Origin of the sequence: Vibrio sp. 1CM23M (genome assembly GCF_023161755.1) — a bacterium.
Taxonomy (GTDB): domain Bacteria; phylum Pseudomonadota; class Gammaproteobacteria; order Enterobacterales; family Vibrionaceae; genus Vibrio; species Vibrio coralliirubri.
In genome coordinates this window covers 569,335-593,692 of record NZ_JALNTR010000002.1, presented here as the reverse complement: position 1 = coordinate 593,692, position 24,358 = coordinate 569,335, and the positions used below count along the sequence as shown (strand labels likewise).

Sequence of the window (24,358 nt, the reverse complement as noted above, 5' to 3'; positions counted from 1 at the left end):
TCAATGGTTAGACTAAAGTTGGAGTTAAATGATTAGGTTATTTAGAAAAAATTGATGCCCAGTAACTCTCACTCACATTCACCGCTCTCAAACGATTGATGAATGTGAAATGAGGAGAATAGAAAGGAAGAGTTATAAGTCCATTATTGGTCGAAAAGTAGGTTAAAGCTTAAAGGGATTTTGTCGGAAATCGCTAATCCACCCACGGTCGCTGAAAGTTTGTTTAGATTCTCTGTCGATATCCCAAAATCAGCGCCGTTGACGATGATTGTCGAAGCTGAGCTAACCATGACAAATCCTGACGATGGAACCACTATAACTGGGAAGTCGATCGTTTTTGTTACGCCGTGTAAGGTAACTTCCGCCGCTACGGTTGTTCTTTTTGGGTCGCCGGATAACATTGAAGGTTCGACTTTTCCAGAGACCTTCACTTCAGGGAAAGTCATCGATTCAAAGTAGAGCTCATTTAGCCTCTTATCGCGAATAGCGACACCAGTGCTAACGCTTTTCAAGTCCAATACTATTGAAAACTGCCCCTCTTCGGTAAGCCCTCCAGACATGGGTTTGATGGATGCGGGCTCTACAACAAACTGCTTTTTAATGGTAGCGAATGTGATGTTCGATAACTTCGGATCTAATGTGTAGCCCGATTCCGCGAAAGATTGAGCGGAGATAACGGTGCATAGGAGGCCGAATGTAGAGATTAGTTTTTTCATAAGTTGTCACCAGATTGATGAATTCACAAGTTTACGTTTTTGAGTCGTGCGTCTTTAAAATGGCTTTTTGGAAAGAATGGTTGATAGAAGCTTAGTTCAGCATTCGAAAAATTACCGCAGGCAAAGAAGGGCGTCGCTGTATTACTGGAATCATGATCGACTAAGTGACTTGTTTATTTTTAGTTATGTTATAACATAACCTAAAAGGTCACTCTTACTTAGAATAGTTATTATGTTGGTAGGAGGGAAGCGATGAGCATGTATCAAGGAGACGACGTAATGAATGCCGTGTTAACCAAGCCGTTGGCAACCAATAGCAACCAGCCACTCAACATTAGTTCAGCTGTGAGTATTCAGGATCCGGCGAATCACAAGCCAAGCTTTAGTGCTTCTGAACAGCCAACGGTATTAGCGGATATCTACCAAAGCGATATTAATATAGCGGTATGGCAGCGACAGTTTGATGAAGGCTTAAGGACGGCAATCAGTGAATTTATCGCATTGAATCCAAACTTTAGTAAGTCTGTTAGCGTGTCACCTGAAAATGCTCTCGATAAATTGGAATTTGCCACCGATGGAACCGCTTCTAAAGCGTTATTAGAAAACATGGCAGAGCTGGTGGATATGTTCTGTTGTTTGTTCGATCTTGAAGAAGTAGGGCTCCGTTTGGCGGTTCTGAATAAAGCGATGTGTCCTCGTTTTCATTTTGACCAAGTTCCTTGCCGCTTAGTGACAACCTATCACGGCGTTGCGACTCAATGGCTGCCAAACGAATCGGTCGACCGTTCTAAGCTTGGTCGTGGAAGTAACGGACAGCCTGATTCTGTTTCAGGCCTGTACAACGACGAATCTGACATCCAGAAAATGACCAGTGGTGATGTTGCGTTATTAAAAGGGGAGCGCTGGAGTGGCAATGAAAATGCAGGCCTTGTGCATCGTTCACCAGTCACTTCATCTGACGAAACACGATTGCTGTTAACGTTGGACTTTGGTTGATCAACTTTTGACTATTTAGCCCGCGACCTATTTTTTTCAAACCTTCAACACATTTAAATACCTTCCTAATGAGCTAACGGCATGGCGCGATCTATGCCGTTATTACTCTCAAACAGAGACACTTATCAGCTGATCATGTTTAGCACATTAATTCAAAATTTAGAGTTTACCATTCTCTAAATCAATGGGTTACGATGCGTGCACTTACTCACATATATCAATATTTCAGTTCCTCATCGGTTTCTTAATTTATTTTAAAGCGTAAAATATATCCCGCTTGCAAACCTCTTTGGCAACCAATTTGTTCGCCACGGTTTTTTACTTCCACATTATAGGTTTCCTATGTTCAAGAAACTCTCGCTTAAAAATAAACTGGCGATTTCAGCCAGTATGGCCATTATCCTGGGGGGGATTTTGGTCGAGGCATTGTCTTTTCGTGCTTCACTGCAAAGGTTGGATACTGAAGTTGAACAGCGCTTAGAGGGCGCATCGGCTTCTTACAATCAATATGTATCGGATTGGATCTTATCCAAAGAGCGTGCGCTTACTTCTCTTTCGAAAGAATCCAAACAAGAAAGCTTGGTGAGTCACCTAAAACAGGTTCGTGATTCAGCCTCTTTTGATAATGTCTTCTTGGCATTTCCTGATGGTTCGCAAAAGAACGCGAATGGAGTTGTCCTTCCGCCGGGCAATAATGATCCTCGTTTGTGGGGTTGGTACACCAATGCGGTTGCAAACCCTAGTAAAGTGTTTATGGACAACCCAACGGTTGCAGCTGCAACTGGGGCGAACGTTGTTTCATTAGGAACAGCAATGCAACTGCATGGGCAACAGGTTGTGTTGGGCGCTGATGTAGAAATTACAGACATCTTAAACAGTCTAGAGCAGGTGATTCTTCCAGGTGAAGGTTACATGTTCATCGCGACCAACAAAGGCACGGTTTATACGCACCCTGACACTAAGTTACTGAATAAGAATATCAGTTCACTTGGGTTAAATTTCTCCGATGTACAAAAGGCTCTGACTAGCGGTAAAGACACTTCTATCGAACTGAATGGCAGCGACTATGTTCTGTACGCTCGTGCTATTGACGGAACGAGCCTGATTACAGTGAGTGTTGTTAATCATGACTCTCTGGTTGCACCGTTATTTGATGCAGTGATTGGTCAAGTTTTGGCGACACTGCTGGTCGTTATTGTATGTACCATACTGTTTAACCTTTTGTGTACTATTCTATTCCGTCCGTTGAACCACGTATCTCAAGCATTGGCGCAAATCGCGAATGGTAGCGGTGATTTGACTCAACGCATTCATGTAGAAAACCAAGATGAAGTGGGCGAGTTGGCTCATAACTTCAATACCTTTGTTGGAAGCTTACAGCAGTTAATTGGCCATATCCGTGGGCAGTCAGAACAGTTAAATAGCCAGTCAGAGCAAAGTACTCAACGTGCGAACCGTTCTGTGGATGAGCTTAACCATCAACAGCAAGAAATCACAATGGTGGCAACGGCTGTAACGGAAATGGCCTGTGCAACTCAAGAGATTGCATCGCATGCCGAGCAAACAGCAAAAGCTGCACAAGACTCAGCGACAAGCACTAACAGTGGTCACGCTCTGGTCGTCGACACTAAAGGTTCTATCAATAACCTAGCCAATGAAGTAAATGAAGCAGGTAATGTGATCAGCGAGCTAAACAAGCATGCTCAAGAGATCTCGACCGTACTCGCCACGATTCAAGGCATTGCTGAGCAAACCAACTTGCTTGCTTTGAATGCTGCAATTGAAGCGGCTCGTGCGGGTGAACAAGGTCGTGGCTTTGCTGTGGTAGCAGACGAAGTACGTGTGCTTTCGCAGCGCACTCACTCTTCAACAGAAGAGATCAAATCAACGATTGATATCCTACAGCGCACGACAGCGCAAGCGGTTGAGTTGATGGAAAGCAGTTCTAAACTGGCGATACATTCAGTAGAAGATGCCGATAGAGCTTCGCATGCGCTTGAAGAGATCAACACGGCGGTTGCTTTGATCAGCGATATGGCGACTCAAATCGCGACGGCTGCTGAAGAGCAAACACATGTGACGGGTGAAATTACCCAGAACGTGACGACCATTAAAGATGTTACCGACCACCTAGTTGTGGGCGCACAGGACAGCTTAACTGAGTCGAACGAACTTAAGAGTCAAGCCGCTGGTTTAAGTGATAAAGTGGCGACTTTTAAGCTTGCTTAACTGTTTCATTAGCTGATGCCTGATCAGTGAATGAACAGTAAGCAATAAGCCAAAGCGACGTAGATTACGTCGCTTTTTTTGCGTCTGTGAACAATAGAATTCTTTACTAATCTACTTCTGAAAATTCTCTTAGCGCACTCATTGCGGCTTCAGCTTTGTCTTTCTGAACGAAGATATGGTCGTGATAGTAGCCTGCAACAACGTTAGCGCTAATGCCGTATGAGCCAAGCTTTGTCGCAAAAGCAGCCGTCAATCCAACCGCTTCAAGGCTCGAATGTACCGATAAAGTGATCAGGCTAAACACAGCGTCGAAGTTTAGCTGAGCTTTGGTCGCAACGTCTTCTTCCAGAACCAGTGTTAAACCTTCTTTTTCACGAAAAGTCAAGATTGGATTGAGCTGAACATAGTCTGCTAGCGCTCCGTCGACAGTGAAAAAAACATAGTTACCGTCGATTAATTCTGGTGACATGGATTTCAGTAGAAGGTCTAGATCGGTAATGGCAGTCATAGTCAGTTTCCCTGCGTTAATAAGTTTATTGAAGATGCATGCAGTCACGATAGAAGTAACTGGCAGTTAAGTAAAATTAATGATTTTAATTCAGCATCAGTTTTACTAATGGCAAGTTTTCCTCTTTATTGATGGCATCGAACAAGTGCTGAGTGGTGAGATGCAGTGGGACTAAACTCATTATCTCTGTTGTGTTTTAGAAAATCCTGGAGATTGTGTGCTAGATTTATTGGTGATACACAACTGGAGATATCGATGATCTGGCTTTCAGTGAAAGTACTACAGATTGGACTTGTCTATGGATACAGGAAGTATCAAAAAACGAAAAGAGCTCCAGCTTAGGGGCTCTTTTTTTGTTTGGCACTTTGTTGTTTACTATTTAGCAGGGCTGAACATTAGAGAGTAAGTAAGCTAAAAAGTTAGCGAGACCTAAAGTCATCAAGTTCGGATTTTAGCCAAACTTCACTACTAACCGATGTTTTGCCTTCACAGTGAACTTGGTAATGGCGCCCACTCAACATACTTTTTGTTGCTGAATACGCGATGAAATCTTCAGCAGACTCAATCTCGTCGGCGTAATAATCAGCTTTCTTTTTTATATGTGCGGCCGCTTCTAGCCCTGTGTGGATTGTACCATTTCGCTCATATTTGCACTGCGTTGATTCAACAAAGGTAAGCAGATGGTCAATCTCTTGTTGAGGAGAGGCGAATGCATGATTCAGCGATAGTAATTGGCTAGCCATTAACCCACATAGAAACAGTGTACGCTTCATAATCATCTTCTCCCATCTAATCGGCTATTTCAAAAAACGATTAGGAATCAGTGTTTATAGATGGCTTTTTCTAACAAAGAAAAAAGCTGTGTAAATTCTTGTTCAATGGTGTCGCTCTTCCATTCTGGTGAATGAAGTGGGTGGTGGTAACGCACGGTACCAAAAAAGAAGCAGCGTGCAGTGATAGTACAATCCTCAATTTCAAAGACACCTTCTCTAACGCCATCATTCAAAATCGACTCAACTTGCTGCAACAGATGATTGATGTGTTTTGATTTTACGTGCTCGGGTGTTTGTTGTGCTAGTGATGAATATGATTCAAACAACTCAGGCTCACCAATAAAAATTCTTCTTTTAATGGCCGTTAACGCCTCAAACCACTCTCGAAGCCTTAGTGATGCGCTTTCCGGTCTATTTGTGATCTCAGTTAATGGTGCGGTGACACGATCCAGCCATCTTAATGTTATGGCTTCATGCAGTTCTGCTTTAGTTGCAAAGTGTCGGTATACCGTTCCGTGACTCACATCAAGGGCTCGAGCTACGTCAACAACGGTCGTTTTTCTAGGACCGAACTTACGTAAAACGATTTCAGATGCATCTAATATTTTTTCTTTAGTAAGCATTATTCACTACCAATAAATTGTGTCTAAACCCTTATTTAAGGCTTTGAAAATAAGAACTTTCGATAACGACAGTATTAGTCTGATGCTATCGATTACCGCCTACTCAGTCAAACGAGGTCGTCGTTTAATACAAAAGTATTGCCGTTTTGCACAAAAGTTATTGTGCTCTTAAATCAAATTGGTGCGTTGACAATATAACAAATGACATTTATTGTAAATTGTCATTTGTTATTATTGAGCCTTCAGGAGCATCACCATGTCGCTAAGTTTGATTGCAAGTCCTCCCCCGAAGGGTAGGCATCGCCGAGTGTTATCGGCCATTATTGGACAGAAAAGAAAACATCATTCATGCCCTGAGTTACCAAGGCTTGATGGGAAAAGGGTACTTGTAACGGGCGGAACTGCAGGTATTGGTGAGTTCATTACTCGTTCTTTGCTTGCTCAAGGTGCGAGGGTGACGTCGTTGGCCAGAGGCTTATCGGATGCAACGGATGACATTCTTAATGTCGAATCAATCTATATGGATCTTGCGGATCCTGAGAGTATTGTCACTGCTGTAAAACAACTAGAGGAGACGCCATTCGACATTGTCATTTGCAACGCGGGGCTTGTGTCTAAAAAGGCTGAAATATCGCCTTCCGGTTATGAAAAAACATTTTCAGTTAATGTGTTAGGTCATCACATTCTTTATCGGCTTCTTATGCAGAAAAAAATGTTGGTTGACGATGCTCGTCTGGTTATGACTAGTGGAGATATTTACATTATGGAAAATGAGTGTTCGGCTGATATTCCTTTTGATGGCACATCCAGTACTTATTCACGAAGCAAGCTGGGGAATTTATGGCAAGTGCGGGAGTTATCAGAGCGTTACCCAAATATCCACCCAATTGCGGTTCATCCCGGTGTGGTTGCCAGTGGCTTTGCTGGAAGTAAAAAAGGGTTTCTAGCATGGCTTCGTACTAAACAACTGGTGTCGGAAGAGCAAGGCTCCCACTCCTCTTTGATTGGTGCGACACAAAATCTTCCAAGAGGAAGCTATTGGCACAATGTATTTGGTTTGGTTGATTTACCGGAGAGTGATCCTGGTTGCGATACATCTGGTTCTAGTAAGTTGTGGGACCAACTTGAATCGATTACCACTCCTTACCTGCAAGCGTGCGAAGTTAAGCCAACAGGAAAATAGAAATGAAATTTCTTTGGATAGTGAGCCTCACCCTTTTAATTAACGCCTGTGCAGAGAGCAAGATGGATACCAGAAAAGCGTCACCTAATTTCAAAAACGGTCAGTTTGAAAATAATACCGATATCAAAACACTGACGTTTTGGCAGATTGTCTGGGCTGGCTTAACTTCTGAAGTTGAACAAGCGAATTGGTCAGACACTGTTGAAACGAATGAGGATAAAATGCCTGCTGCTAGTGAGCTAGGAGATAAAGTTCGTATTACGTTGGTAAATCATGCGACCTTTTTAATTCAAACCCAAGGAGTGAATGTACTGACCGATCCTGTGTTTTCAGAAAGAGCGAGTCCGATTTCTTTCGCTGGTCCCAAAAGGGTGCACCAACCAGGGATTGCGTTAGCCAACTTACCATCAATTGATGTGGTGGTGATAAGCCATGATCATTATGACCATTTGGATTTGGACTCTTTGGCGTTCCTCATTAAACGAGATAACCCGAAAATCTATGTGGGGCTTGGAGTAGCAAAACGTCTCCCTTTAAGCGCTAACACCACCGAGCTAGATTGGGGAGAGAGTGTTCAGGTTAATGACATCTTTAAGCTTTGGTTTTTAGAAGTTCAACATAATTCAGGTCGTACTCCCTTCGATAGAAACTCAACGCTATGGGGAGGGTTTTTAATGCATATTGGCGACCAAAAAATCTATTTTGGTGGCGATAGCGGTTATGCCAATCACTACAAATACGCTTATGAGAAGTTTGGACCTGTCGATATTGCCTTTATTCCTATTGGCGCGTATGCACCAAGAGAAATCTTCAAGCCAGTGCACCTTGACCCTTTTGAGGCAGTGCAAGCTCATCAAGATCTTAATTCAAAACAGTCGATTGGTATACATTATGGGACATTTCAAATGACGGCGGAGCCTCGCCTGGAGCCTGTTGAGTTGCTTGACGTTGCGAAGAAGGCAGCTCAAGTTCCAGCTTCTGAGTTTATTACGCTTGAAGTGGGTCAACCGACTAACTTTTAGATGCTCAGCTCTTTTTAACCACAAGCTCCTTTTTAATTTCAAATCAATTTTTATCTCAGATCGCTTTAAACGCTAAATAGAGTGTTTGAGCCCTCAAAGACATGGATGTTTTGATATTTCATAATGTTGACCTGTAGCGTCAGGTCCGTTATTCGGTGATGTAATGAAAAACAAACAACCCATACTCGGCAATACGGGTACGTTGATCTTTTTGGTGATGATCAGCGCGTTTCCTCCTTTAACAACCGACCTTTATTTACCAGCTCTTCCTAATATGGTGGCAGCGTTAGGCACGACTCAGTCAATGGTTAACTTTACGCTGAGCAGCTACTTCGTTGTTTATGCTTTCGGGCTGTTATTTTGGGGTCCCCTCAGTGAGAAGTTTGGTCGCAAGCCAATTTTGTTAATCGGGGCAGGTATTTACGTTGTTGCCAGTTTCTTATGTGCCAACTCAGGCAGCATAGAACAATTGATTGGCTTCCGAATTGTTCAAGCGTTTGGTGGTAGTGCTGTCACGGTTGTCGCTGTGGCAATTATCAAAGATCTTTACGATGGGAGAGAACGAGAGAAGATAATGGCGACCATTATGTCGCTGGTGGTTATTGCGCCTATGGTGGCGCCAGTAATAGGGGCATTATTACTTAAGGTTGCGACTTGGCAGATGATTTTTGTTGCGCTTGGTGTCTTTGGCCTTCTATCGATTGTGCTTTCACTCTGTCTGACAGAAACGTTGGTATCTCGTTATAGCGGATCTGTAGTGAGATCTTGGGGACGGCTGGGAGTAGTACTCAAGAATCCACGGTTTCTGTTGTTACTGGCAGTATTTTCGCTTACTCCAATGTCGATGATGGCATTTGTGGCTGCGGGTCCTTACATCTATGTTGAGCACTTTAATTTTAGCGAGCAAGAGTTTAGTTATATCTTCGCGCTAAATGCTCTATTTGCCTCATTTGGACCTCGGGCTTACATCAAAATTACTCAATATTGGCCTGCAAAACGAATTATTTCTTTCTGCTTCATGCTTCTGATTTTGTGTGGAGTACTGACTTTTAGCCTTGGTGAAGCTTCGGCTTGGTTGTTCGCCCCATTAATCGGATTAGCTACGTTAGCCACCATCACAACGCGAGTGCCTGGTACTAACCTAATGCTTGAACAACAAGACAAGGACACTGGTTCTGCCGTTGCAATCATTCAATTTACGTCAATGATTTGTGGCGCGATGGGGATGATGTTGGTTTCTGTCGAGTCTGACTCTTTGATTAAAAACCTTGGTGTGATCCAATTGTCTATAGGTGTGATCAGCGGCCTATTGTGGCTGGCATGGTCTCGGAACCCCAGTAATAAGCAGAACAACTCATCAACATCTTTCATGTCAAACTAGGTACAAAAGGTCGTTTTTTATGAAATTTAGGTTTAAGCCTCTTATTTTAATTGTGTGTGCTTTATTGCTGATTGGCTGTATTAGCAGCGAGCAGGAGTATGATCACCCACTCTATGACACGTCTACTAGTGCGTTTCCAGTGCAACAGTTTGACTCGTTTCTAGAGTATCAACAAACCGTTCAGACTTGGCTGGAAGAGAATCGAGTGTTTTTGCAAGACGATCATGCAGCGGAGCTTTCTTATAATACACCTTTTCAAATCTCACCAAACCAAGCGAACCCGCTCAGAAAGGGCATTATTTTTGTGCATGGCTTGGGCGACTCTCCTTGGTCTTTTGTTGATGTTGCCCAAGAGTTCGCTGATGAAGGTTACTTGGTGCGCAGTGTATTGCTTCCTGGACATAGTAGTCGTCCCGCCGATTTAGTGCCGATAAGTATATCTGATTGGGAAAAGACGGTTAAGAATCAAGTCGAGATTATGCAGGAAGAGGGATTTGATGTGTCTTTAGCTGGGTTCTCTACTGGTGCGAATTTGGTCACGGATTATGCAAATAGCAATTCAAGCATAGAGGCTCTGTATCTGTTTTCTCCTGCTTTTAAATCTGACAGTGATATTGATTTCCTTGCGCCTGCTGGCGCCCTATTTGTGGATTGGGTGTTCCAAGGCGATCCGCAAAATCACAACAATCTAATGAAATACAATAGCGTACCTTTGAATGGTTTTGCGCAGTATTACTGGTCTAGCTACGAGGTTCAAAAATCTCTAGAAAGAAAACCATTCGACAGGCCCGCATTTTTAGCCGTCACTCAAGATGACAGTGTCGTTAATGTGACTGAAGTCCTTAAACAGTTTGAAACGCAGTTTACCAATACAAACAGCCGATTTATTTGGTTTGGAGATAAACCAGATACGCTAGATAAACGCGTTGTCCATTTCGACAGTCGTGTGCCGTCAAAACGCATCAGTAACTTCTCTCACATGAGTTTGTTATACCGTGAAGACAATTTCTATTATGGCGCTAATGGTAAATTCCAAATGTGCCATAACAGCACCGATCCTCTTGATTATGAAGCTTGTTTAAATAGTGATGAACCGTGGTATTCCGCTTGGGGATATAAGGAAGAAGGGAAAGTTCATGCGAGGCTAACCTACAATCCATATTTTGACGAAATGTTGGATTACGCCAAATCTATCACTTCCCTGTAGAGTCGATATTAGAAGGACACTAAAATGTATCAAAAACCATACCCTGTATTACCATTGGGGCTGATATCGTTGCTATCGCTGTTGTTTGCTGGCCCAGCAACCGCAGATTGGAAGGAAACGGGCTCACACTTAAAGTTGGTTGATCTGTTAGACAGGGAAGACGGCTATTGTATTGATGCTGCTGGAAGTGGTGACTATGTAAGATTCGATTTGCCGTTATTGACGCACAATTGTAAAGAAGGCTTGTACGCTGATGAGGCGGTGACCTATAGAGATGATGGAACACTGTTCTTTCCCGCTTACGAGGCATGTGTCACGGTTATGGGTGTAAATAATAATTCGCTACCTTACAACGCATTGATGCTAAAACGCTGCAATGTTGACGAACCGTTTTTGAAAGCTACTCAGTTCCAAACGTTTGAGTTTACAGAGGATAAGCAGGTGCAGTTGGTGGGTTCTAACCTTTGTATTACTGCAGGCGATGTATCTAAAGTGACCTACAGTGCGGCGCACCGATGGAGAAGCTTGTATATGCAGGAGTGCAATGTTGCCGACAAAGCGTTATCTCAATGGCAAATGGTTAAACCAACGACTCGTTAGTCGATATCTTAAGTAAGCAGCTAAAAGATAGAAATTAAACGAACTCAAAGCCTCAGTATTGACGCTGTTCTCAACAGCTTGAAGACTGAGGCTTTAATGTTTTAGGCGAGACAAGATCATTGATATTAATCGGAAAACTGCTTTTTGCTTTTATAGCGAGTAGGATTGAAAGAAATGGCGTATTTGTCCGGTTTACTAGTCAGTATCCAAATTGACTCTGAAATGTCACATCACCAATAAGCGAAAGTATGTTGAAAATAGAACCCATTACTCCTCACATCGGAGCTCGCATCCACGAATTAGAGCTTTCTACATGCAGTGCTGATGAACTCGATAAGGTGTATCAGGCGCTTCTAACCCATCAAGTGATCTTTCTCGACGGGCAGACTTTGTCTCCAGAACAACACTTGATGATTGCAGAACGCTTTGGAACGTTAGAACCTGCACATCCTTTCTTCCCTCGCGTGGAAAGTGCGCCTCAGGTGAGTGTGATTGAAACAACCCTAGGCAATGCGCCAATGGAAAGTTATTGGCATACCGACTTAACGTGGCGCAGCTTGCCGTCGAAAGCTTCCCTGTTGCATGCTCAACACATTCCAAGCGTCGGTGGTGACACGATCTGGTGTTCTATGACGGCGGTTTTTGAATCTCTAAATGAAGATATGAAAGCTAAGTTGAGAGGCTTATCGGCGACTCATTCGCTGGTGGCCTTTGAAGGTATAGAGTCAGAAGACATTGAGCTCGATTGGCACAAATCCTTAATCAAAACAGCACAGGAGAATCCGCCAGTGGTTCACTCTGTTGTTCAAGTTCATCCTGAAACGGGTAAAGAAACGCTGTATATCAATGAACAGTTTACGCGTTATATCAATGAGCTCGACCGCAAAGAGAGTGATGTTTTACTCAGCCAACTGTTTGAAATTGCGAGACGCCCTGAGTTTCAAGTTCGTTTCAAATGGGACAACGGCTCAATGGCGATCTGGGATAACAGGGTAACGCAACATTACGCAGTGATAGATTACGGCGATACTCCAAGAAAAATGCATCGAGTAACAGTGACATAACAGTAAGTAAGAGGGGTAATTGGTGTAGGCGCTAGCGGACAAGTCTCAGGAACTCAGGTTTAGTGTCTGAATTAAAGTATAAAACTGAGACTTTATTCATCTAAGCTTAATAATAAAAACAAATCTGTTGGTTCTTTGATTGAAACCCCACTGCTCGGACGTGATGTGTAATATAATCGGCGCCAAAATATAAGTATAAAAACCAAATCATAGAATTAATAAACGTCATGGCTTAGAGAACAAAGTATTTCGTATGAACGCGATTCGTAAAGTTTACCAGTACGCAGAACCGAATCTAACCCTCGTGGGTTGGATGGGCTTTGTCGGTTTTCCAATTTACTACATTGTGTGGGAGTTTTTGTTTCCGCAACCCTACGAAAACTTGGCACTCCGCCTGTTTTGCTCGGTATTGTTCTTTGGCATTATATTTCGCAATCGCGTCCCATTTGAATGGCGAAAATACCTTCCGGCTTATTATCAAGTTGCTGTAACTATCTGTTTGCCAGGTTTCTTCTTCTACATGCTGCTAATGAATAATTGGTCCAACGTTTGGGTTATGTCATTCATGTCGGCTATTTTCCTCCATATTTTATTGGTGCACGTGACGAGAGTGATGTTTGCACAAACCTTTGCCGGTATTGGGATTGCTACGTTGTGTGCTTGGATTGCACAAGGCTTCTACCTCGAACTCACAATGGATTGGACGCATGTGCCAATCTTTTTGTTTATCTACTTATTCGGCAACTTGTTCTACTTCCGCAATCAGGTGGAACATGAAAACAAGGTGTCATTGGCGAAGTCTTTTGGTGCGGGTATTGCCCACGAGATGCGAAACCCTCTAAGCGGATTACTTACCTCTATTGATGTTATGCAGTCTATATTGCCTAACCCTAAAAGTGGCGATCAAAAAGGGCAATATGCGTTAAGCAATGAAGAAGTGATTCAGTTGCGTGAAGTGGGCGATGAAGCGATGGAGATCATTCATTCCGGCAACGAAACGATAGATCTGTTACTGACTTCAATTGATGAAAACCGAGTCTCTCGATCTACGTTTAAGAAGCATTCAGCGCAAGCGGTGGTTGAAGATGCGATAGACAGTTTCAATTACAAGCGCTCTGCTGATAAGTCAGCAATCTCCTTGGATGTGCAGAGTAACTTTGAGTTCTTGGGTAGCGACACCTTGTTGAAATACGTCATGTATAATCTGTTCAAGAATGCGTTCCATCATCGTAGCCCTGAAGATTTTCATATTCATGTCACCATGTTCAGTGATGAAGTGACGAACCAAATTATGGTGACGGATAACGGGTCTGGTATTTCGAGCGATATCATTCGTCGTATTTTCCAAGATTTTTACACCACAGGCCAGTCGGGTAATTACGGGCTGGGTTTACCATTTTGTAAGAAGGTGATGCGTTCGTTTGGTGGTGAGATTAAATGCCAGTCTGAAGTGGAACAATGGACGCAGTTTACGATGACGTTCCCATCTTTGGCTTCAAATACAGTGAAAGAGATCAAGAGTGAGCTCACTAAGCTGAAGACCGTATTAATGGTGAGCGACCAGAAGATTCTGACCAGTAAAATGACCGAGATATCGCGTTTTATGGGCTTTGAACTTGCCGTCTTAGATGTCGCATCTGCGCTTAAGAACAAGGAGTATCAGTTCGAATTCGATCTGATCTTTGTTGATATGGAGAGCTTGGATTTAAGAGCCAATTGCCTCGATAGGATTGAATCGTTACTTTCGTTTACTGAGGCGCGAATCATTTACTTGTATGAGCGTCATCCTATCAAGCATGTACGTAACATCTCTTTCGAGCCTATTTGGGTGGAAACACAAGTCTGGCTACTGAATACTAAAGCGACCATTGACCGTTTACTGTTTGACTCCAACTACGTGATGACATCGGTTGCTGTAAAACCGCTAGAGGCCACCACTAAACGTACGATTATGGTGGTCGATGACAATGAATCTCTACGCCGATTTACGGCAATGTTATTGGAAAAACAGGGCTTTGATGTTGTGCAGAAAGAAGACGGACAACAAGCCTTAGATGCGCTTGATACCGACGACATCGACTTGATCCTAATGGATATTGAAATGCCAATCATGGACGGTGTTGAAGCTTCTCGCCGAATTCGAAGTGCCGACAAAGAATACTCTTCGGTGCCGATTATTGCTCACACGGGTGACAGTTCTCCCGTTACCTTGGAAAAGATGGAATCGTCAGGCATGTCGGACTTTATTGTTAAACCGGCCGACAAAAACCGACTATTCGATAAAATTGCTCACTGGATTTAATGGATGTAATAGTCTGAAGTTCACGGGAATTGGGTAGACATAGATTCAAGAAAGAGCTCAGCGAATTGCTGGGCTCTTTTTGTATTGCGACATGATAGCGTCCATTCAGTCCTGCCGTTGGTGTTAGTTATAAATATGGTTCGAACAAGGTTACACGAACTCTAACTCGGGGTGATTGTACGCCTCGTGACAAACCGTGAGCACATGGTCAATGTCTCTTGGCGTCATGTCGGCATTCACTGAAAAACGGATGATGTTTTTGTTCTTGCCAGTCGCAGGGCGGCAGAATACCGCACCGAACACATCGCGCTGTTCTAGGAAGTCACGCACACGTTCAGTGTTTCTTTCATTGCCGCACTCTAGCGCTACAATTTGAGACTCACTGCGGATGTTAAAGCCAATTCGCTTTAGCCCCGTAGTCAGCGACTTGGCCCGATTGAATAAGGCTTCTCGTTTGTCTTCCGCACCTTTGATCACCTCTAACGTTTTTTCTAAACGAACCACTTCTTGTGGTAACACTGTCGAGCTAAAAATCGCAGGGTACGCCACAAACGGCAAGGTTCTAGACAGTTGTTTAGGGCCAAGGATTGCCCCAGCGCGGTAAGCAAAGGTTTTTGCCAAGCTAACGGTGATGAAGTCGACTTGGTTGGTGAGGCCTAACGCTTGGACTAAGCCTGCACCATTTTCTCCATGTGTACCCAGTGAATGGGATTCATCAACGACGACCGCACAATCAAACTCTTGCGCCATTTCGTAGATGTCGCGCAGTGGGGCAATGGTGCCGATTGTGCTGTAAACCGAGTCGACAACAATGACACCTGAGCCGTGGCGCTCTAACTGTTTGCGTAGGTGATTCATATTGTTATGCATGAACGGATGGGCAACTGCGCCGGCAGCGCGGATTCCTTCCCAAAGCGACATGTGTGCAAGGAAATCAATATACACAGGTGTCCCCGGTGGGCAGATGGTTTGCAATAGCCCAATATTGGCCGCCCAGCCCGATTGAGAAAGCAAACAGCTCTCCATTCCAACATAGTTCGCAAGCTCAGTTTCGAACGCAGGTTTAGACTGCTCATCTTGTAAGAAAATGGCAGACATCACCACGTTGTCGTCGTGCTCACAGATCGCCGCTTGATGGGCTTGTTGGATCTGTTTGTTGTGTGACAGCGCTAGGTAATCATTGCTCTGCATCACAACGGCACTGCGCTGGGGGCGTTTACCCAATACCAAATGCTTTTGGCTTTGGTTCTGGGTAATCAGGTCTTGAATATAGAAGTTCAAGCGTTCTTCGATAAAGGAAGGTAGTGGTTTGTTTTTTGTTTTATCACTCATAATAGTTCTCTTCAAATACAGGAAAACGCCAGCGCTGACGGCTGTATATTGACGATAAAAAGTGATGTGTCATTAACCAAGTTGCATAAATTTGTGGGTGCTTGCAAACTCAGCATTTAAGGGTTTTGAGGCGAGTGGATTTCCTTACGGTTCGGGGCTTTAACCGAATCAAGATAGGAATAATAGCCTTCTTTTTTATGACAAAAGGCTATTAAAATTCGACGATCGAAAGGCTTTTAAAAAAGCTGATTTTGAAAGGCTACGGCTGTTAGCTGTGAATGTGGATAAGCTCAATTAAGGCATCCAATTGCTGCTTAGTTTCACCCTCTAACGAATACCCAATATTGATGCGTAAGCAGTTGCTGTAAAGGTCGAGAGTGCTGAATAGGTGTCCAAGCCTAATATCAATGTTCTGCTCGGCAACTGCCTGAGCAAAGGTTGACTGGTTCAAGTTTGGGATTTGCAGCCAAAGCACCATGCCACCTTGTGGGTTACTTATCTTCACATCTTGAGGAAGGTGCTGAGACAAATAACTTAGGTATTGTTGGCGCAAAGACAAGATCTGAGAGCATCTTCTTCTCACGTGTTTAGCGTATTGGCCAGATTCAATAAAGTCAGCAACCGCAAGCTGAGTGGGCAGGGCAACGCCGTAGCTTGCAGCAGAGAACTGAGCCTTATATTCATTGATAAACCTGCCCGGCAAGCACCATCCCAAACGGTAACTCGGTGACAAGCTTTTCGATACCGAACCACACCATAAGACATAGCCGCCTTTGTCATAGTATTTCGCGGGGAGTGGTGTGTGTGAGGAGTAGGACAGTTCAAGATACACATCATCCTCAATGATCGGCACTCGATATTGATTCGCTAATTCGGCAAGCCTTTGTTTTTGACCAGCCGACATATTGATCCCCTGAGGGTTCATATGAGAAGTACAAAAGATCGCGGCATCGACTCGCTTGTTCTTCAAATGCGCTTCCAGTTGTTGCAAGTCGACACCATCATCGAGCGATGGGATTTCTATGATCTGGCGTGACATCTTTCCTAGCAACTCCAGAATGCCATTGAAACAAGGAGAGCTAATCGCAATGGTGTCGCCTTCTTTGGTACACGATTCAAGAGCGGCCTTAATCGCTGACATACAGCCAGCGGTGATAACCATCTCTTCAGGTGAAAAATGGACATCGATCTTGGCAAAGTGAGCGGATAATGCCTGTCGCAACATCGGCTCACCTTGTGTATCTGGGTAGTGGTTGAGCCTGCTGCCCATCCGTTTAATAGCGCGACGAAAACTTCGTTCCAATTCAACGATCGACTGCTCATCATTGGTGGTGCTCGAAACCCCTAACGGCCCGTTGATTGAGTTGTGAGTCGATGACGTTTGCTTAACGCTCGACACCTTACTCTCAAACTGTGCCCACTCAGGCGTTGAGTGAGACGGCTTGTGAGGCGAGACAAAATACCCCGCTTGCGGTCGAGAATGTATCCAGCCTTGTGATTCCAGCTCTTGGTAACAGCTCACCACGGTCGACATGCTGATGGCTTGTTGCTTGGCCAATTGACGTAGCGAAGGCATGCGTCCGCCTTCCGGTCTTTTGCCGGTTTCTATCTCATCGATAAACTGATTGGCTAGCTTTCTGTAGATACTCATTGTCACGACCGTTATTAACTGTACTGGTTTTTATTATAAAAATTGTATCTGTACTGGTTTTATTGTTCAAGGGATACTCATTCGAAACAAAGGAGGGGTCAGTATGAAAAGAAATGATTTGTTGTTAGCGGTATTCGTCATGGCGATTTGGGGGTTCAATTTCTCGATGATCAAGATGGGTGTGACCAACGTTCATCCATTATTAGCCACTGCTGCGCGTTTTTCGCTAGCGGTGATTCCGGTGATATTTTTCGTGGCGAGACCTAATGTTGCTTGGCGCTACTTAGTCAGTTATGGCTTTGTGTTCGGTGTGGGAATTTGGGGTATGGCTTCATGGTCGATTACTGCGGGTTTGTCTTCGGGGCTTTCATCGGTCTTGCTTTCAACCAACGTATTAATCGGCATGGCGGTTGGCGTGTGGGTGTTCAAGGAGAGTGCTTCTATTCGTAAATTATTGGGTGCGATGCTAGCTATGTGTGCGTTGGCGGTATTGGTATCTGCAGCTACGGGTAATGTCACCGTTAATGGCGTGATCTTGATTATGATTTCGGCGTGCAGTTGGACCTTGATGGGCGTGATTGTTAAGGCATCGAAAACCACTCAAGCTTTTGCGTTCAATGTCTGGGGGATGCTGTTTGCTCCGGTGCCATTAGTGTTATTTGCAGTGATGTTACACGGTGACCAAATAATCTGGCAGGGCATCGAACAATGGGATTGGAACACGACGATTGCGGTGCTGTTTCAAGCTTACCCAACCACGCTATTTGGTTATTGGGTATGGAATAAGCTGCTAATCCAATACCCGTTAAGTACGACCGCGCCGTTAACCTTGTTAGTGCCTATCTTTGCATTGATCAGTGGTTACTTTATGTATGACGAGGTGCTGTCTGTCGCTCAGGTTGTTGCATCAATACTGTTTCTTGTCGGGATTGGTTTGATTGTGAAACCTGCGAATACAACGAATACCAAAGCGACACAAACATTTGCTGAACAAAAGTGATTGAAGAAAACTGATATTGCATGACCAGCTTTGAATGACAAATAAGACCTCGCACTTGTGAGGTCTTATTCTATGTATCTAATTTGATTAAAGTTATCTTATGGAAGGCGGTCAAGTTATCTGGAGAAATTTGCCAGTAATTGTTATGTTATATCGTATCAATTGTGAATGACTAGATTACTCGACATTTGGACATCGATATCATGGATAAAATTAAACAAGTCTTGCTGGTTGCGGGAACACACGGCAATGAGCTCTCAGGTATTTACCTAAACAAGCTGATCAAAGAGGGCATGTATGGGGCTGATCGTTCGACGTTCGCTGCGACTTCTGTTATCGCAAACCCGAAAGCGGTAGAACAGAATGTGCGATACCTAGATACAGACCTAAACCGTCAGTTTGCTGTGGGTGATGAAGAAAGCGGATCTGACTTCGCTGAACAGGCGGTCGCGCGTCAGTTTGCCGAAAGGTATGCAAATCGAGAGCAACAATTGATCGTTGATTTACACAACACGACCAGCAATATGGGGGCGACATTAATCTTGCTGTCAAATGATGCTTTCTACCAAAAAATGGGCGCGTATGTGAAGCAACGTATGCCGGAAGCCAATATTCTCTTTGAAGACAGAAAACCGTGGGATGAGCAGCCATACCTGTGCACGGCAGGTGATCGCGGCGTCATGATTGAAGTAGGGGCTCAAGCGCATGGGTCACTCAAGTTCGACACTCTCAAACTGATGAAGCAGATGCTGACCTTGGTTCTTGATTACGTTGAGAACCATAACCTTAACCAAGTTAAAGCGTTACAAGACTACAGTGCTTTTTTCTATGTTGAGGAAGTGAATGTGCCACTTGGTCCAGATGGTATGCGAGTCGCTACGGTACACCCAGCGATTTGTGGCAGAGATTTCGAAGCCGTGAAGCAAGGTGAGCCGTTGCTAGCGACTTTCTTTGGTTATGATATCTATTGGGAGCGCGAACAAGATATCTATCCACATTTCATTAATGAGAGCGCCTACGCTAAGGCGAACATTGCGATGGCCTTGGCAGAGAAGCGTCTAGTTTCTGTAGGCTAAGAATTTTTCTAGGAGTTGATAAGACTGCTAATCCATAACAAGCAAATAAGCCCACTAGCTTTGGTATACAAGGTTAGTGGGCTTATTTCTTTCTATGACTTAAGCGATCATGCACTCAAGTAACTGGCTCTCAAGATCGTCGTCTATTTCTAGACCGATCACTTCTATTCTGGTTTCGATACACTCATCGAGTTCTGATTCCGCCAAGCCATCCTCTGTTAAGTTGTACCCGAAAATACCACTTTGAGTTATGAATACCGCTTTCATCCGCTCAGCTTTCAATCCAACTAAAAAGTGTCTCAAACGCTGGTGGTCAAACAGTTTCTCTGCAGAGAATCGCCAACCAACGCTTTCAAAACCTTCACCTTGGTTAGTCGCTTTGATCATGCCGCTTTCTGGCATCGGTAATTCTGAAGCGAGCGGCTTTTTTTGCTGGTGATGATGATGGTGGTGCGCTTGTTGGCCAAAGAAGTTTGTATCTCCTTCGAACTCTTCAAAAGGGATTTTTCCATGGTGAGCGAAGACTAGCTTGGTATTCGGGTGACAAATTTCAGTCACGTATTCAGCCAGTTTCTCTGCGTCGCCATCTTGGTATAGGTCGACTTTGTTACCAACTACGGTATCGGCAATGGTGATTTGCTGATTGAAGGTATCGTGATCTGCATAGCGAGAATCAGAAAGCTTCCGTGCATCGACTAAGGTAACGTTTTTCTGCAGTGATAGTACTTTACGGTAATGTTCAGAGGACAAAACTTGCAGCACTTCTTTAGGGTGACCAAGCCCTGTTGGTTCGATTAACAAGCGATCGGGTTTGGCTTCGGTAAGCAGTTGATTGAGCGCGATTTGCATCGGTAAACCTGCCGCACAACACATGCAACCACCGGGTACTTCACGAATGAACACTTGTTGTGTGTTCTGGTTACCTTGAATTAAGCTACCATCAACGCCGATTTCTCCAAACTCATTCACTAGCACAGCCCAGCGTTCATTTTCTGGTTTGTTCTTCATCAGGTTGAGAATCGCAGAGGTTTTTCCCACTCCAAGGAACCCAGTAATAATGTTGGTTGGAATGCCTAACATCGGTGACTTATCAGAGCTCATTGGCAATTCTCCTATAGCCTTGAACTAGGGTGTGGTTGGCTGATACCACAGACTCTGAAAATGCGGAGTATTCAGGCGGTACTTTGGAGATGCTATTTAAGTCAAACCCTGAGCCTATATTGGTCATTGGTGGAACATGGAAGTTTTGCGGTAAATCGAGGCCATCTACCACACAGTTGTGGCGAATGACGCAACCTTTGCCAATCACAGCATTGAATACCACCGAGTTGAAGCCAATAAAGACATCGTCACAAACTTCACATGGCCCATGAATGATAGAGCGGTGAGCGATAGAAGAGCGTTCTCCAATGGTAACCGCTGCTCCTGCTTTTGAGTGTATGACGACACCATCTTGAATATTGGTATCGCGCTTAATCACGATTGCTTCCATGTCACCTTGTTCGTTAACCTCGTCGGCACGAATGACGGCGTAGGGGCCGATAAACACGTTATCTTCAATGATGACTTTCCCACAGATGATAGCGGTCGGGTCAATGAAGGCGGTTTCCGACACGTTCGGCATATGGCCGCTAGGGTTTCTTCTTAACATATTGAGCTCTTTTATTTTTTTAGTGCCGCTAGGCCTACCTTTACAAGTGGGCAGCGATTTATTCCGTTGTTTAGATGGTGGTCTGTTTCTTAGTCGAGGCTCTAACGTTCAAAAGAGAGCCTCATTGCCGGAGTTGGCTGAGTGCTTTGTTTGTCGTTGTCTTGAGTCTTTTGATCTGCGAGTGCCTCAGGATGGCTATACACTCGGGCTCCATTTACCCATGTGTACTTTATCTGAGCGGAGAACTCATGCCCTGAAAATGGTGACCATACACATTGGTATAAGCTGTTTTCATCGCTGACTAAGGTTGGTGCTTGCGAGTCAACCAAAACTAAATCGGCGTAGTAACCTTCGCGAATAAAGCCTCGGTCACGAATTGCATAGCGCAGTGCTGGGTTGTGAGACGTTTTCTCTACAACCTGAGTCATTGTCATTCTTCCTGATTTCACATGGTCAAACAGGGTCAATAAGGCATGCTGGACTAAAGGTAAACCGGCGGGTGCTTGTTCATAGGGAACCTGTTTTTCTTCCCATGTATGAGGTGCGTGATCCGTCGCAATAATGTCGATTTTTCCCGAATTCAAAGCCGCTAATAGCGCGTTACGATCACTCGGGTATTTGATGGCAGGGTTACACTTAATCTGATTGCCCAACGTTGTGTAGTCTTGGTTGCTAAACCAAAGGTGGTGGACACAAGCTTCAGCCGTAATGTGCTTGTTTTGAATTGGGCCTGCTTCGAACAGTGCGAGTTCTTTCTCAGTCGTGATGTGCAGTACATGAAGTTGACTGTTGTGCTTTTTGGCTAGCTCTACTGCGTATGACGAAGAGGTGTAGCAAGCATTGGCGTCTCGCAGAGTAGGGTGGTCTTCAATCGTGAATTCGGCTTTCTCTTGTCTCAGTTTCTCTTGGTTTTGGGCAATGACAGGGCCGCTTTCACAATGGGTAACGATAAGGACGGGAGAGTCGCGGAATATAGCATCTAGCGCTTGAGGATCTTCGACCAATAGGTTGCCAGTGGAAGCGCCCATAAACACCTTCACCCCACAATGATTCTTAGGGTCGAGTTGTTTGATTTGTTCAAGGTTGTCTTCGGTCGCACCAAGGTAAAATGAATAATTTGCCAGTGAGCTTTGTGCTGCAATATCAAACTTTCGTTCTAATGCTTCAATGGTGGTGGTCGCCGGGTTTACGTTCGGCATTTCCATATAACTCGTAATGCCGCCAGCAACTGCAGCTCGTGATTCGGTGGCGATTGAGCCTTTGTGAGTGAGGCCGGGTTCGCGAAAATGGACTTGGTCGTCAATCATCCCTGGAAGGAGATAGCACCCTTGAGCGTCAATAATCTCATCGTCTGGTTTTGGTTCAATGTTGTTGGCAATTCTTTCTATTCGCTGGTTAATGATCAATAGATCCGATTCGGCAATGATGCCTTCATTGACCAAGCGGGCATTCTTGATGAGTGTTGCAGACATAGCGGTTCATTCTTCCTTTTTGATTAGTGCTAATGCTGGGGGAGTGTTTAATAAAGTAGCGTTACGGCTATGCTTCTTAGAGCTTATGTATCGACGCATTCATCACATACGCAGCTAACCTCTAACTGGGGGCTTGTTACAGTAAAGCCTTCTTGCTTTGCGTGAGATTGAAGATCGCGAATGATGGAAGGGGCGATGGTTTGCTCGCTGATTTTGTTGCACTTAGAGCAAATCAAAAACTGCGGGATGCCGTGCTCATGATCGCAAAGGATATGGTCGCAAAGTATGTACTTATTAGAGACTTGCAGTTTGTGCGCTAAGTGCTGCTCTTCAAGAAACTCCAACACTCGATAAACCGACATCGCTTGAACGTGTTGATCAAAGTGTTCCTTACAATATTCAACGATTTCATACGCAGACAGCGCTTTGTCGGCATGAACCAGTGCACGCAGTATCAACAGTCTTTTAGCGGTAAACTGTTTTCCGTTTGTTTTACAGCCTTGTTTTACGTGCTCGATGATCGCTTCGATGTCTCTCATTCAATCCACAAAATTAGTGATAATGTAGATATGTTATAACATAACAACTGACTATAAGAAACGAACTTTTACTTAAACAACCTCTTAGGTGGGATCTCTCTTTTCAGGCTTACTTTGTAGATGAATAATAGCCGTTTATTGCCCATCATTTTGCATGTTGTGCCAAAGAAGCTTTCTTATAATGATTGGATTACTGATTAAAACCCCAAAAGAGAGTGGGTTGTTATAAGTGAATTCGAATTAAATTCTGAAATGATACAAATCTCATATTTAATAACGCTTATTTAGTAACCTCTGTTGAGTCCCATATCAAATCAAGTGGCTGATTTTATTGGGTATCGGAGAAAAGTCTCAAAAATTATTATTTAGATCGCTAAAGTTTTAAATTCTACTAAATGTTATTTGCATGGGATATAACTCCATTTGGTAGCTGTTGAATAGATGGTTTTTAGCTATATATGTGAATTTTGAAGCGAGTTATCTTTCTGATTTGAAAGAATAATTAAATAGTTAAGATAAAAAAGTTGGCGAAAATCAGAAGCTTGGCATACACTTTCCTTGTAAATGACCTTATCTCATTGATTGAATAGGGTAAATGCTTTGGCGCTACTCACGATAGTAGCAATGTTTAACATAGCTTTGAGGAAAGTTTTATGGCACTCACTAAGGCCGATTTGGCTGAGAACCTGTTTGAGACACTCGGATACAGCAAGCGGGATGCCAAGGAAACGGTTGAAGTGTTTTTCGAAGAAGTTCGTAAAGCACTCGAAAATGGCGAACAGGTAAAACTGTCTGGTTTTGGTAATTTTGATCTTCGCGAGAAAAACGAGCGACCTGGTCGTAACCCGAAAACTGGTGAAGACATTCCAATTTCTGCTCGACGTGTTGTTACTTTCAGACCGGGACAAAAACTAAAGGCCCGAGTTGAAAATATTAAAATCGAGAAGTAGCCAAGCAATAGACCACGCCTAGCGTGGTCTTTTTGTTTTTAGTCTGGCAATTATTGTTGTTTCTCTCTTTCAGTCTTTTATCA

General features: G+C 43.9%; 22 protein-coding genes. 12 read left to right on the top strand and 10 right to left on the bottom strand.

Translation table 11 applies throughout. The features are described 5' to 3' along the window. Positions 1-143: 143 nt before the first annotated feature. On the bottom strand, positions 144-716 hold the full coding sequence (locus MSG35_RS08030; RefSeq protein WP_248383634.1) for a YceI family protein: 573 nt from the start codon (positions 714-716) through the stop codon (positions 144-146). A 279-nt stretch (positions 717-995) separates the two neighbouring features. Here MSG35_RS08030 and MSG35_RS08025 point away from each other — a divergent pair, with 279 nt between their 5' ends. Together MSG35_RS08025 and MSG35_RS08020 are read left to right on the top strand one after the other, a co-directional pair. Further along, positions 996-1,712, top strand: coding sequence for a DUF1826 domain-containing protein (locus MSG35_RS08025; RefSeq protein ID WP_248383910.1), 717 nt, complete (start codon positions 996-998; stop codon positions 1,710-1,712). A 342-nt stretch (positions 1,713-2,054) separates the two neighbouring features. Beyond that, complete coding sequence (locus MSG35_RS08020) at positions 2,055-3,941, top strand: methyl-accepting chemotaxis protein (protein WP_248383633.1); 1,887 nt, start codon at positions 2,055-2,057, stop codon at positions 3,939-3,941. A 106-nt stretch (positions 3,942-4,047) separates the two neighbouring features. Here the strand turns inward: MSG35_RS08020 and MSG35_RS08015 are convergent, their stop codons facing one another. From MSG35_RS08015 to MSG35_RS08005, 3 genes are all read right to left on the bottom strand, one after another. After that, positions 4,048-4,449: an ACT domain-containing protein gene (locus MSG35_RS08015; RefSeq protein WP_248383632.1), complete on the bottom strand. Its 402-nt coding sequence runs from the start codon at positions 4,447-4,449 to the stop codon at positions 4,048-4,050. Positions 4,450-4,868: 419 nt separating this feature from the next. Beyond that, positions 4,869-5,222 carry a DUF5329 family protein gene (locus MSG35_RS08010; protein ID WP_248383631.1) on the bottom strand — a complete coding sequence of 118 codons (354 nt, stop codon included), beginning with the start codon at positions 5,220-5,222 and terminating at the stop codon, positions 4,869-4,871. A 47-nt stretch (positions 5,223-5,269) separates the two neighbouring features. Then, a complete protein-coding gene (locus tag MSG35_RS08005) occupies positions 5,270-5,845 on the bottom strand; it encodes a TetR family transcriptional regulator (protein ID WP_248383630.1) in 576 nt (191 codons plus the stop codon). 307 nt (positions 5,846-6,152) lie between these two features. Here MSG35_RS08005 and MSG35_RS08000 point away from each other — a divergent pair, with 307 nt between their 5' ends. From MSG35_RS08000 to MSG35_RS07970, 7 genes are all read left to right on the top strand, one after another. Further along, entirely contained in the window at positions 6,153-7,028 is an 876-nt protein-coding gene (locus tag MSG35_RS08000) for an SDR family NAD(P)-dependent oxidoreductase (RefSeq protein WP_248383629.1), read from the top strand. A 2-nt stretch (positions 7,029-7,030) separates the two neighbouring features. Then, on the top strand, positions 7,031-8,050 hold the full coding sequence (locus MSG35_RS07995) for an MBL fold metallo-hydrolase (RefSeq protein ID WP_248383628.1): 1,020 nt from the start codon (positions 7,031-7,033) through the stop codon (positions 8,048-8,050). A 163-nt stretch (positions 8,051-8,213) separates the two neighbouring features. Continuing rightward, positions 8,214-9,431, top strand: a complete 1,218-nt coding sequence (locus tag MSG35_RS07990) for a multidrug effflux MFS transporter (protein ID WP_102258548.1) — start codon at positions 8,214-8,216, stop codon at positions 9,429-9,431. A 19-nt stretch (positions 9,432-9,450) separates the two neighbouring features. Beyond that, positions 9,451-10,638: an alpha/beta fold hydrolase gene (locus MSG35_RS07985; protein WP_248383627.1), complete on the top strand. Its 1,188-nt coding sequence runs from the start codon at positions 9,451-9,453 to the stop codon at positions 10,636-10,638. 24 nt (positions 10,639-10,662) lie between these two features. Further along, positions 10,663-11,238: an RICIN domain-containing protein gene (locus tag MSG35_RS07980; RefSeq protein ID WP_248383626.1), complete on the top strand. Its 576-nt coding sequence runs from the start codon at positions 10,663-10,665 to the stop codon at positions 11,236-11,238. 248 nt (positions 11,239-11,486) lie between these two features. Then, positions 11,487-12,302, top strand: coding sequence for a TauD/TfdA family dioxygenase (locus MSG35_RS07975; protein WP_122082541.1), 816 nt, complete (start codon positions 11,487-11,489; stop codon positions 12,300-12,302). A 253-nt stretch (positions 12,303-12,555) separates the two neighbouring features. Beyond that, on the top strand, positions 12,556-14,604 hold the full coding sequence (locus MSG35_RS07970) for a hybrid sensor histidine kinase/response regulator (RefSeq protein WP_248383625.1): 2,049 nt from the start codon (positions 12,556-12,558) through the stop codon (positions 14,602-14,604). Between the two features lie 150 nt (positions 14,605-14,754). On the opposite strand, the gene cqsA is transcribed toward MSG35_RS07970, so the two are convergent. Both cqsA and MSG35_RS07960 read right to left on the bottom strand, forming a co-directional pair. Further along, the gene (cqsA, locus tag MSG35_RS07965) at positions 14,755-15,936 is read right to left on the bottom strand and encodes an alpha-hydroxyketone-type quorum-sensing autoinducer synthase (RefSeq protein WP_248383624.1); all 1,182 of its coding nucleotides are present in this window, start codon (positions 15,934-15,936) and stop codon (positions 14,755-14,757) included. A gap of 268 nt (positions 15,937-16,204) precedes the next feature. Continuing rightward, a complete protein-coding gene (locus MSG35_RS07960; protein ID WP_248383623.1) occupies positions 16,205-17,587 on the bottom strand; it encodes a PLP-dependent aminotransferase family protein in 1,383 nt (460 codons plus the stop codon). Positions 17,588-17,690: 103 nt separating this feature from the next. On the opposite strand from MSG35_RS07960, the gene MSG35_RS07955 reads away from it, so the two are divergent. Further along, on the top strand, positions 17,691-18,587 hold the full coding sequence (locus MSG35_RS07955; protein WP_248383622.1) for an EamA family transporter: 897 nt from the start codon (positions 17,691-17,693) through the stop codon (positions 18,585-18,587). A 203-nt stretch (positions 18,588-18,790) separates the two neighbouring features. Continuing rightward, positions 18,791-19,663, top strand: a complete 873-nt coding sequence (locus MSG35_RS07950) for an aspartoacylase (RefSeq protein WP_248383621.1) — start codon at positions 18,791-18,793, stop codon at positions 19,661-19,663. 99 nt (positions 19,664-19,762) lie between these two features. Here the strand turns inward: MSG35_RS07950 and MSG35_RS07945 are convergent, their stop codons facing one another. The 4 genes from MSG35_RS07945 to MSG35_RS07930 form a co-directional block, all read right to left on the bottom strand. Further along, positions 19,763-20,764 (bottom strand): GTP-binding protein, encoded by a 1,002-nt coding sequence (locus MSG35_RS07945; protein ID WP_248383620.1) that lies wholly within the window; start codon positions 20,762-20,764, stop codon positions 19,763-19,765. Beyond that, the gene (locus MSG35_RS07940; RefSeq protein ID WP_248383619.1) at positions 20,754-21,314 is read right to left on the bottom strand and encodes a carbonate dehydratase; all 561 of its coding nucleotides are present in this window, start codon (positions 21,312-21,314) and stop codon (positions 20,754-20,756) included. Before MSG35_RS07940 ends, MSG35_RS07945 begins: the two co-directional genes overlap by 11 nt. A 101-nt stretch (positions 21,315-21,415) precedes the next feature. Next, positions 21,416-22,786, bottom strand: coding sequence for a dihydroorotase (locus MSG35_RS07935; RefSeq protein WP_248383618.1), 1,371 nt, complete (start codon positions 22,784-22,786; stop codon positions 21,416-21,418). 83 nt (positions 22,787-22,869) lie between these two features. Beyond that, complete coding sequence (locus MSG35_RS07930) at positions 22,870-23,325, bottom strand: transcriptional repressor (protein ID WP_248383617.1); 456 nt, start codon at positions 23,323-23,325, stop codon at positions 22,870-22,872. Between the two features lie 653 nt (positions 23,326-23,978). Between MSG35_RS07930 and ihfA the strand changes: the two genes are divergently transcribed. Further along, positions 23,979-24,275: an integration host factor subunit alpha gene (ihfA, locus tag MSG35_RS07925; protein ID WP_004734853.1), complete on the top strand. Its 297-nt coding sequence runs from the start codon at positions 23,979-23,981 to the stop codon at positions 24,273-24,275. The last annotated feature ends 83 nt before the right edge of the window (positions 24,276-24,358 follow it).

Bases quoted from the DNA above. Each gene is read 5' to 3' on its own strand.
- MSG35_RS07980 (WP_248383626.1), top strand. From the start codon at position 10,663: ATGTATCAAAAACCATACCCTGTATTACCATTGGGGCTGATATCGTTG.
- MSG35_RS07985 (WP_248383627.1), top strand. From the start codon at position 9,451: ATGAAATTTAGGTTTAAGCCTCTTATTTTAATTGTGTGTGCTTTATTG.
- MSG35_RS07930 (WP_248383617.1), bottom strand. From the start codon at position 23,325: ATGAGAGACATCGAAGCGATCATCGAGCACGTAAAACAAGGCTGTAAA.
- MSG35_RS07935 (WP_248383618.1), bottom strand. From the start codon at position 22,786: ATGTCTGCAACACTCATCAAGAATGCCCGCTTGGTCAATGAAGGCATC.
- MSG35_RS07975 (WP_122082541.1), top strand. From the start codon at position 11,487: ATGTTGAAAATAGAACCCATTACTCCTCACATCGGAGCTCGCATCCAC.
- MSG35_RS08030 (WP_248383634.1), bottom strand. From the start codon at position 716: ATGAAAAAACTAATCTCTACATTCGGCCTCCTATGCACCGTTATCTCC.
- MSG35_RS07945 (WP_248383620.1), bottom strand. From the start codon at position 20,764: ATGAGCTCTGATAAGTCACCGATGTTAGGCATTCCAACCAACATTATT.
- MSG35_RS08010 (WP_248383631.1), bottom strand. From the start codon at position 5,222: ATGAAGCGTACACTGTTTCTATGTGGGTTAATGGCTAGCCAATTACTA.
- ihfA (WP_004734853.1), top strand. From the start codon at position 23,979: ATGGCACTCACTAAGGCCGATTTGGCTGAGAACCTGTTTGAGACACTC.
- MSG35_RS07955 (WP_248383622.1), top strand. From the start codon at position 17,691: ATGAAAAGAAATGATTTGTTGTTAGCGGTATTCGTCATGGCGATTTGG.
- MSG35_RS07970 (WP_248383625.1), top strand. From the start codon at position 12,556: ATGAACGCGATTCGTAAAGTTTACCAGTACGCAGAACCGAATCTAACC.
- MSG35_RS07950 (WP_248383621.1), top strand. From the start codon at position 18,791: ATGGATAAAATTAAACAAGTCTTGCTGGTTGCGGGAACACACGGCAAT.
- MSG35_RS07960 (WP_248383623.1), bottom strand. From the start codon at position 17,587: ATGAGTATCTACAGAAAGCTAGCCAATCAGTTTATCGATGAGATAGAA.
- MSG35_RS08020 (WP_248383633.1), top strand. From the start codon at position 2,055: ATGTTCAAGAAACTCTCGCTTAAAAATAAACTGGCGATTTCAGCCAGT.
- MSG35_RS08015 (WP_248383632.1), bottom strand. From the start codon at position 4,449: ATGACTGCCATTACCGATCTAGACCTTCTACTGAAATCCATGTCACCA.
- MSG35_RS08005 (WP_248383630.1), bottom strand. From the start codon at position 5,845: ATGCTTACTAAAGAAAAAATATTAGATGCATCTGAAATCGTTTTACGT.
- MSG35_RS07995 (WP_248383628.1), top strand. From the start codon at position 7,031: ATGAAATTTCTTTGGATAGTGAGCCTCACCCTTTTAATTAACGCCTGT.
- MSG35_RS07990 (WP_102258548.1), top strand. From the start codon at position 8,214: ATGAAAAACAAACAACCCATACTCGGCAATACGGGTACGTTGATCTTT.
- MSG35_RS07940 (WP_248383619.1), bottom strand. From the start codon at position 21,314: ATGTTAAGAAGAAACCCTAGCGGCCATATGCCGAACGTGTCGGAAACC.
- cqsA (WP_248383624.1), bottom strand. From the start codon at position 15,936: ATGAGTGATAAAACAAAAAACAAACCACTACCTTCCTTTATCGAAGAA.
- MSG35_RS08025 (WP_248383910.1), top strand. From the start codon at position 996: ATGAATGCCGTGTTAACCAAGCCGTTGGCAACCAATAGCAACCAGCCA.